Source organism: Bartonella sp. MR168JLCBS (genome assembly GCF_042194175.1).
Genome location: NZ_JBHIMP010000170.1, coordinates 694 through 1021 on the forward strand (window position 1 = coordinate 694; position 328 = coordinate 1021).

The window sequence follows — 328 nt, forward strand, 5'->3', positions numbered from 1 at the left end:
CAATAATTTCATTAATTTCAGCACCGGTTAAAGTTTCATATTCTAATAAACCTTGTGCAAGAGCGAACCATTCTTTCTTTTTTGTTTTCAGAATTTTTGTAGCACTTGTATAAGCAGCATCAATGAGCTTACGCACTTCAGCATCAATCATACGCGCTGTTTCTTCAGAGACATTTTGTGTTCGTGCAACAGAATGGCCTAAAAAGACTTCATCCTGGTTATCACCATAGGCGACATTTCCAAGAAGATCAGAAAAGCCCCACCGTGTGATCATCGCCCGCGCTAACTTTGTCGCTTGTTCGATATCAGAAGAAGCACCGGATGTGAT

Annotated in this window: 1 pseudogene; it reads right to left on the bottom strand. The window is 40.5% G+C overall.

From position 1 onward, the window contains the following. A pseudogene (locus tag ACFIK8_RS10090) lies at nucleotides 1-328 on the bottom strand (cell division protein FtsH); the annotation flags it as partial.